At 70.1% G+C, this 8,671-nt stretch carries 8 protein-coding genes; 6 read left to right on the plus strand and 2 right to left on the minus strand.

Going from position 1 to position 8,671, the window contains the following annotated elements; translation table 11 throughout:
• Positions 1-55 precede the first annotated feature (55 nt).
• Complete coding sequence (locus tag J1C73_RS25595; protein ID WP_207318465.1) at positions 56-1,354, minus strand: alanine racemase; 1,299 nt, start codon at positions 1,352-1,354, stop codon at positions 56-58.
• A 220-nt stretch (positions 1,355-1,574) separates the two neighbouring features.
• On the opposite strand from J1C73_RS25595, the gene J1C73_RS25600 reads away from it, so the two are divergent.
• The 6 genes from J1C73_RS25600 to J1C73_RS25625 all read left to right on the plus strand — a co-directional run bounded on the left by J1C73_RS25600 (position 1,575) and on the right by J1C73_RS25625 (position 8,053).
• A complete protein-coding gene (locus tag J1C73_RS25600; protein WP_207318466.1) occupies positions 1,575-2,654 on the plus strand; it encodes a sugar kinase in 1,080 nt (359 codons plus the stop codon).
• Positions 2,651-3,409: an IclR family transcriptional regulator gene (locus tag J1C73_RS25605; RefSeq protein WP_207318467.1), complete on the plus strand. Its 759-nt coding sequence runs from the start codon at positions 2,651-2,653 to the stop codon at positions 3,407-3,409. The genes J1C73_RS25600 and J1C73_RS25605 overlap by 4 nt, the downstream gene beginning before the upstream one ends.
• A gap of 6 nt (positions 3,410-3,415) precedes the next feature.
• Complete coding sequence (locus J1C73_RS25610; RefSeq protein ID WP_024493266.1) at positions 3,416-3,826, plus strand: RidA family protein; 411 nt, start codon at positions 3,416-3,418, stop codon at positions 3,824-3,826.
• A gap of 137 nt (positions 3,827-3,963) precedes the next feature.
• Positions 3,964-5,478, plus strand: coding sequence for a GntP family permease (locus J1C73_RS25615; protein WP_207318468.1), 1,515 nt, complete (start codon positions 3,964-3,966; stop codon positions 5,476-5,478).
• Positions 5,479-5,823: 345 nt separating this feature from the next.
• Positions 5,824-7,419: a polymorphic toxin-type HINT domain-containing protein gene (locus J1C73_RS25620; protein ID WP_207318469.1), complete on the plus strand. Its 1,596-nt coding sequence runs from the start codon at positions 5,824-5,826 to the stop codon at positions 7,417-7,419.
• 19 nt (positions 7,420-7,438) lie between these two features.
• Positions 7,439-8,053, plus strand: a complete 615-nt coding sequence (locus J1C73_RS25625; protein WP_207318470.1) for a hypothetical protein — start codon at positions 7,439-7,441, stop codon at positions 8,051-8,053.
• 100 nt (positions 8,054-8,153) lie between these two features.
• Here the strand turns inward: J1C73_RS25625 and J1C73_RS25630 are convergent.
• The coding region (locus tag J1C73_RS25630) for an LppU/SCO3897 family protein (protein WP_372446735.1) at positions 8,154-8,671 on the minus strand (518 nt) is incomplete at its 5' end.

Raw genomic sequence — 8,671 nt, forward strand, 5'->3', positions numbered from 1 at the left:
CGCCCGACAGCCTCTCAGCCGCCGGAGGGGCTTGGTTCCGGGCTCGGAAGCGGGCTCAGAAGAACGTGCGGATGTAGTCCGTGACCGTGCCGTCCGCCTGCACCAGCGGAATCAGCTGCCACTTGTCGAAGCTGGTGCACGGGTGCGAAAGGCCCATCCCGACCCAGTCCCCGACCTCCAGCCCCGTGCCCTCCTCGGTCCCGACCCACGCGTGCTGGTCCGACAGCTTGGTGACCTCGATCCCCGTGGCCGCCCGCACGGAGCCGTCCCGCCCCGACCGCACGACCTGCGCCTGGGGCAGATCGAGGTCGTACGCGGCGTCCCGCTTGCCCGCGTTGAGGAACGCCTGCTCGGGAGTCGGGCGTGAGACGACCTGCGCCCACAGCCGGAAGGCGGGCTGCAGCGCGCCCTCCTCGGGGACCCGGTTGAAGGGCGTCAGATGGCGGTAGTGGCCGTCGTCGTGCGAGACGTATGCCCCCGAGCGGAGCAACTTGCAGACGGGGAAGGACAGTTCCGGGATTCCGGCGAACACGTCCGCCACCGCGTCGAACCACGCGCTGCCACCCGCACTGATCACGATCTGCTCACCGGCGTCCAGCGCGGCGAACCGCCCCTGTGCGTCGAAGGTCGCGGCCAGCGCGACGAGCCGGCGCAGCCAGTCCCGTACCCGCTCGCCGGTCGCCTCCGGCACCTCGCCCTCGTAACCGGCCACGCCCACCAGGCGCAGGCTCCCGGCCGCGGCCACCGCGTCGGCGACCGCGGCGCAGTCGGCTTCGGTACGGGCGCCCGTGCGGGCGCCCTCGCCCGCGCCGAGCTCCACGACGACATCGACCGGGCGGGAGGCGCGGGCCGCGCGCAGGGCCTCGTCCATCAGCTCGACGCCGCGCACCGAGTCGACGTAGCAGACGAACCGGAAGCCGGGGTCGGCGTCCAGCTCGCCCGCGAGCCACCGCAGCGCGGTGGCGTCGACGAGCTCGTTGGCCAGGAAGATCCGCTGGATCCCGTACGCCCGGTAGACCCGCGCCTGGTGGGGCACCGCCGCGGTGATGCCCCACGCGCCGTGTTCCAGCTGGCGCGCGAACAGCTGCGGGGACATCGACGTCTTGCCGTGCGGGGCGAACACGAGACCGTGGCGCTGCGCGTACGTCTCCAGCAGGGCGAGGTTGTGCTCGACGGACTCGGCCGACAGGGCGAGCACGGGGGTGGTGAACCCGCCGGTGAAGAGGTTGCGCCGCTCGGCGGCCAGCGCGCCGACGGTCAGCCCCTCCGCGTCGGGCGGGAGCGCCTTGAACCGGTGGTCGACCCGCTCATCGGCGAGTGCGGCCGGTCCGGCCACGGGACGGTCGGCAGCCATGGGGTGCCTCCTCGATCGAAGTAGGTCGTCGTCAGTCGTGATCAGTCGTCGTCCGCCGTGAGCACCGCTGAAGCCGTGTGCACCGCAGACGTCTGTACTGTATTGCGTTGCAACATATGCAACACCCATTGCGTATATCGCTCAGGGCTGTCTAACATCCGAGCCGATGCCCGGTCAATGGTGAGAACCGGTGCCGCCCGCAGACCAAGAGGAGCCCCGAGTGTCCGGAACCCCGGCCAGGACCGCCGCCGACACAGCGACCAGTGATGTCGTGTGCCTCGGTGAGTCCATGGTGACGTTCCTGCCCTCGCAGCCGGGACGCCTCGCCGACGTACCGTCCTTCGGCCGGGGGATCGGGGGCGCCGAGTCCAACGTGGCCTGCGCGCTCGCCAAGGCCGGGCACCGGGCGGCCTGGGTGAGCCGGGTCGGGGCGGACGGCTTCGGCGACCATCTCGTCGACGCGATCTCCGCCTACGGGGTCGACACCTCCGCGGTGCGGCGCGATCCCGCCCGCCCCACCGGCATCTACTTCCGCACGGCGACCGACCGCGCGGCCGACGTCCACGAGGTGGCGTACTACCGGGCCGGATCCGCGGCCTCCGCGATGTCGCCCGCCAACGTCCCCCGCGAGGCCCTGCTCGCCGGCCGGGTGCTGCACCTGTCCGGCATCACGGCCGCGCTCTCCGCCGACTGCCTGGCGCTGCTGCGCGAACTGACGGCCCCGCGGCCCGGCCGCCCGCTCGTCTCCTTCGACGTCAACCACCGGCCCGGACTGTGGCGGGGCGGCGACGCCTCCCCCGACGTCCTGCTGGACCTGGCCCGCGGCGCGGACCTCGTCTTCGTCGGGGAGGACGAGGCGCAGGAGGCGTGGGGCGTCGTGGGGGCCGAGGCGATCCGCGCGGCGCTGCCGGAACCGGCGGTGCTGGTCGTGAAGCGGGGCCCGGACGGGGCCATGGTCTTCTCCCGGCTCCGCCCCGGGGCCGGCTCCTCGGCCTCCCCGGGGGCCGATTCGGTCACGGACGTCCCCGCGCTGCGCGTCGACGTCGTCGCGCCCGTCGGCGCCGGTGATGCCTTCGCGGCCGGATTCCTCTCCGCCACCCTGCGCGGACTGCCCGTCCGCGACCGGGCCCGGCACGGTCACCTGATGGCCGCCGCCGTCCTCACCGTCCCCGGCGACCTCACCGACCCGCCCGCCCGCGACCGGGCCGACCACCTCGCGGCCCTCGACGACGCCGCCTGGGGGAGACTGCGTCTCGGCCCCGGCTGGACGGGGGACGACACGGAGGTACGCAGCACATGAGCCAGACCGTCGACCGGGCGTTGAGCATCCTGCCGCTGCTCGCGCAGGGACCCGCCGACCTCGGACAGGTGGCCGAACGGCTCGGCGTCCACAAGTCCACCGCGCTGCGGCTGCTCCGTACGCTCCACGAGCACGGACTCGTCTACCGCCAGCAGGACCAGCGCTACCGCCTCGGCGCACGGCTCTTCGCGCTCGCCCAGGAGGCCGTCGAGAACCTCGACGTCCGGGAGATCGCCCACCCGCACCTCGCCGAACTCAACGAGAGCTGCGGACACACCGTCCACCTCGCGGTGTACGAGGAGAACGAGGTCCTCTACATCGACAAGGTCGAGAGCCGCTACCCGGTACGGATGTACTCACGGATCGGCAAACCCGTCGCGATCACCGTCGCCGCCGTGGCCAAGCTCCTGCTCGCCGACCTGCCCGAGCCGGAACGGCGCGCCGTCGCCGAGAAGCTCGACTACCCCATGTACACGTCCCGTTCGACCCCCGGCGCCGGTGCGTTCCTCAAGGAACTCGCCGCCGTACGCGAACAGGGCTGGGCCACCGACCTCGGTGGCCACGAGGAGTCCATCAACTGCGTCGGCGCCCCCATCCGCGGCGCCGACGGGCGTGTCGTCGCCGCGATGTCGGTCTCCGCACCGAACGTGGTCGTCACGGCGGAGGAACTCCTCACCCTGCTCCCGCTGGTCCGGCGCACCGCCGACACCATCAGCCGGGAGTACTCCGGCACCACCCGACCCAAGAAAGCCTGATCAGCGATGACCGACAAGACCGCACTCACCCCGAGCACCCACACCGCCCCGCCCGCGAAGTTCTCGCACGGAGTGAAGAAGGGGAACATCCTCCAGGTCGCCGGCCAGGTCGGCTTCCTGCCCGCGGTGGAGGGCCAGGCACCGACCCCGGCCGGCCCCACCCTGCGCGAGCAGACCCTCCAGACCTTCGCCAACGTCAAGGCGATCCTGGAGGAGGGCGGCGCGAGCTGGGACGACGTCATGATGATGCGCGTCTACCTCACCGACGTCGACCACTTCGCCGAGATGAACGAGATCTACAACACCTACTTCGGCGAGCAGAACCTCAAGGCCGCCCCCGCCGCGCGGACGACGGTCTACGTCGGCCTGCCCAAGGGCCTGCTCATCGAGATCGACGCCCTCGCGGTCCTCGGCTGATACCGACCGACCGAGCCTGATCCCCTTGCCGCACCCGCTCCACCGCACCACGCCGTACGGCACGGCGCCCCGCTCCACCGGGGCGCCGTGCCGCGCTCCTCCCTACCCGCAACCCATGGCCGACAACGGAGTTACCCATGCTGCTCGCCGCGAGCCCCCCACCGGTCGAGACGCCACCCCACACCGGTGGACTCCTCCTGCTGATAGACGGGACGGCCGGTCTGCTGACCGTCGCCGTACTCGGAATCGCCCTTCTCCTCTTCCTGATCATCAAGGTCAGGCTGCAGCCGTTCGTCGCGCTGCTCGCCGTCTCCATAGCCGTCGGCCTGGGCGCCGGACTCTCCGTCACGGAGCTCTTCGGCACGGTGCAGAAGTCGGCCGCCGTCTCCGTCATCGAATCCGGCATGGGCGGCATCCTCGGCCATGTCGCGATCATCATCGGCCTCGGCACGATGCTCGGCTCGATCCTCGAAGTCTCCGGCGGAGCAGAGGTGTTGAGCGCCCGGCTGCTGAATCTCTTCGGTGAGAAGCGCGCCCCGCTCGCCATGGGCCTGACCGGTCTGATCTTCGGTATCCCGGTCTTCTTCGACGTCGGCATCTTCGTCCTCGCGCCGATCGTGTACGCCGCCGCCAAACGCTCCCAAGCTCTCGACTCCGCTCGACCAGGGGGGACCCCCCGCGGCAAGTCGATCCTGCTGTACGCGATGCCGCTGCTGGCGGGCCTGTCCATGACCCACGCGTTCCTGCCGCCGCACCCCGGCCCGGTCGCCGCCGCCGGCCTCTTCCACGTCTCCCTCGGCTGGGTCATCCTGATGGGCGCCGTCGTCGGCATCCCGTCCGTACTGGCCGCCTGGGGATACGCCGCCTGGATCGGAAAGCGGATCTTCGTCGACGTCCCGCAGGACATGGTCGAGGCCGCCGAGGAGGCGAAGGCCGCGGTCGTCGCCGAGCAGCGCGCCGCGGGAGTCACCCCGCACGAGGCCCCGGTCGCGCTCGGCACCGTACTCGCGATCATCGGCACCCCGCTGGTGCTGATCCTCGCCGCGACGTTCTCCTCCATCGCCCTGGCCCCCTCGACGCTCCGCTCGGTCGTCGAGTTCTTCGGCAACCCGTTCGTCGCCCTGACGATCGCGCTGCTGCTCGCGTACTACCTGCTCGGCATCCGGCGCGGCTGGTCCCGCAAGTCCCTGGAGTCGGTGTCGACCTCCTCCCTCAAGCCGGTCGGCAACATCCTGCTGGTCGTCGGCGCGGGCGGGATCTTCGGCGCCGTACTCAAGAGCAGCGGCATCGCGGACGCGCTCGCGGACACGTTCAACGACGTCGGCCTGCCGGTCATCCTGCTGGCCTGGCTGATCTCCGCGGTGCTGCGCATCGCCCAGGGTTCCGCGACGGTCGCCATCGTCACCACCGCGGGCATCGTCGTCCCGCTGGTCGAGGGCCAGGGCATGTCGCAGCCGCACCTGGCGCTGATCATCATGGCGATCTCGGCCGGTTCGATCATCGCCTCGCACGTCAACGACGGCGGTTTCTGGATGGTGTCGAAGTACTTCGGCATCTCGGAGCGCGACACCCTGAAGTCCTGGACGGTGCTGGAGACGGTCCTGTCGGTGGCGGGCTTCGTGGTGGCGGCGCTGCTGAGCCTGGTGATCTAGACCGGAGGGTGCTGAAGATCCTCGCCGGACGAGGGCGGGGTTCGCGACGGGGCGAAGCGTGCCGGGAGGAACACCGGCCGGTGTTCCGATCCCTTCGGACGGTACCGGTGTGGGCTCCAACGTTGGGCCCTGGATTGGGACTTCGGGCCCATTCCAAGTCTGCGGGTCGCCGCTATCCTCGCACCCATGGGCTTAAGACGAGGCCGTCAGGCGGCCAGCTGGGAACACACTGGTCCGCCCGACGGCCTCACACGTCGTTGGCGTACACAAGCGCGGCTGCCGGGCCTTCGTGCCCGCGGCCGTCGCGACAGCCAGTCGGGTCAGTCCGCGCTGGAGTATCTGGGGATGGTGCTGATTGTCGCGGCCATCGTCGGCGCGATGGTCGCGACCGGGATCGGACAGACCCTCACCGACAAGATCGTGGCGCAGGTCTCGTGCATCGGGGGCGGTGGCTGCGACACCGGTGACCCCGATCCGGCAGCCGAGGCCGACCGGCCTCCCCAGGGGGAGGATCCGGCGGGAGGCGACGTTCCCGCCGCCGACGCGCCGCCTCCGGCGGAGCCTCCGCTTCCCCCCGCCAAGTCCCAGGCCCAGTTGGACTTCGAGGCGGCGCAGCAGGAGCTGGAGACCGCCAGGACCGATCAGCGCACCAGCGAGGACAAAGCGAAGGCGATCGCTGTCGAACTCGCCAAGATCCTCGCCGACGAACTGGGTCTGAAGAACCCCTTCGACTGCGTCATGAAACAGGACCTCGGCACCTGCGGCGACGCCGTGATCGATGTACTGCTCAACCTCATCGGCGGCTCGGCGGGCAAGTTCGCGAAGAAGTACTGGAAGCCGCAGGACTGGAAGAAGGGCGCGGGCCGGGCCAAGAAGGTGGTGAACCTTTCCTGGGATCTGAAGAACACCATCGGCAAGATCCTGGACGCGCGCGGCAAGGTCAAGGCCGCAGAGTCCAAACTCGCTTCGGCGAAGACGAAGTTCGACGCGGAGAAGGCGGCCAAACCGAAACCCCAGGAACCGAAGAAGCCCGAGCGGCCGGACAAGCCGGACGACGACGAAGAGCCGGATGAGTGCCAGGTACCGCACAGCTTCCTGGGCGGTACGCCGGTGCTGTTCGGCGACGGCAAGCGGCGGCCCATCGAGAACGTACGCCTCGGTGACCGTGTCGTCGCCACCGACCCGGTGACGGGCCGTACCGCCCTGCGCCCCGTCACACGGACGTTCAGGACCACGGACGACAAGCACTTCACCGTGCTGACCGTCAGGGCGGGCGCCCGAACCGAGCGGTTGACCGCGACGGACACCCACCCCTTCTGGCTCACCGACCAGGGGCGCTGGGTGGACGCCGGCGACATCACGGCCGGCGCCGCGCTCCGGACCCCGGCAGGGCACGCCATGCCGGTCACGGCGGTTCGCCACTACACGCAGCGGCAGACCACCTACGACCTCACGGTCGACGAGATCCATGCGTACTACGTGGGAGCGGGCAGCGAGAACGCGCTCGTCCACAACGTCACCTGTGGTGTCATCGACCTGGACGAAGCCCATCGCAGATTCCCGGGACAGGCACACGCGCTGGATGAGCACGTCGATGTCAGCCCTGGCGACATGCGGGGGCTTGCCGAGCGGAAAGGCATCAACAGTCAGTGGGTCGACAAGCAGACGGCGCAGCTGGCTGTCAACGAGATCATGAACGACCCGAAGATCCAGGCGTTCATCCAGGGGAAGCTCGCCAAGATGCGCAACGGGGAGAATCTCACTCTGCCGGTAAAGACGTTCGGAGAAGCAGGAACTTCGCTCGGTACGTTCCTGAAGAAGGACGGCACCACCGGGAGCACCGGAAACAAGGTCACGGTCACCATTCAGAAGATGAATAAGGACGCGTTCGGCCGAAAGGTTCCCGGTGGTTACTATGTCTATACGGCATTCCCGGTCTAGGCGGCTCGAAGGAAGCGTGATGGAATACGACTTCGGAATCACCGCCCTGGGCAGTCGGTTCCACATGGACTGGCGGCACGAGGGTCCTGACCCCGCAGCCCTTGTACGGAGATGGGCCGAGCTCGTCGCGGTGGACCAGGACGGTCGCGAAGAGATCCGGTTGCTGGGGCGGGACGTGCGGCTGCTGCTTGACTCGCCGCTCACCGACGCGGAGATCCACGCGCTCTGGCGGGCGGCCGCCGCGTACTACCCCGTGGGCCCGGACGTGGCGCACGGGCGGGCCTGGCTGACCGGGATCGAGCGCGTACTGCGCCCTGTCGCCGGGGTCGCCGCGACCGGCGTCGCGCCGGGCGCGGACAAGGGCGTCGTGTACGCGGTCACGCGGCTCGCGCATGCGCTGGATGAGGTGTGCGAGCCTCCACTGGAACCCATTCCGGTCGGAGCCGTGCGGAATGCCGTGATCCATTGTGCCGAGGAACTGGACGGCGAGCTCGCCTTTCGTTTCCTGCTGCACGCGTATGCGGCGTACGGGACGCCGGTATCGGAACGCATGCATGGGGAGTTCCGTCGGATTTCTGAATCTCTGGGGCATGGTGAATTCATGCTGGAGACAATTGGCTATCTGGTCGAGTAACTGCTGAAGTCGACTGGGTGATGCCGGCCGGTCGCGTCAGGCGGCGCCCAGGCTCCGGCACGGCACGGCGTCCCTCAGGGGGCCGCCGTGCCGTGCCGGTTCAGGCCGCCGACGCGCAGATGACGCTCCGGCCGTTGTTCACCGGCCAGTACCAGAACCGCCCTCCGTTCCCGGCCGGGCACGTCCAGTTCGTGCCCGCCGCGGGGGCCCGGTAGAACCCGGTGATCCGCAGGATCGACTGGCCGGCCAGTGGCACGCTCGTCGCGTCGCAGCTCAGCACCACCGTCAGATCGGCACTGGTGGCCCCCTGGACCTGCGCGGGGAAGCACTGGCCCACCCGGTACACCCGATCGAGGCAGAGCGTCCTCTCGACGCCGTCCTGGCCCGACTTGTGCCACCAGGTGTAGCCCTGCCCCCGGTCGCACGAACTGGAGCCCCCGGCCGCGGAGGTGACGCGGCTGACGTGCATGAAGGCGTTCGAGGCCGCGCAGCCGACCCGGACCGGCGCACGGGCGCTCATGTTGCCGCGACCGTCGCTGTACACGTCGAGGCAGTCACCGGCGCGCACCGCGCGGAACGCCCGGTCCGTGGCGTCCGGGGTGGGGGACGGTGTGGGGG

Origin of the sequence: Streptomyces laculatispora, from assembly GCF_017353455.1 — a bacterium.
GTDB lineage: Bacteria > Actinomycetota > Actinomycetes > Streptomycetales > Streptomycetaceae > Streptomyces > Streptomyces laculatispora.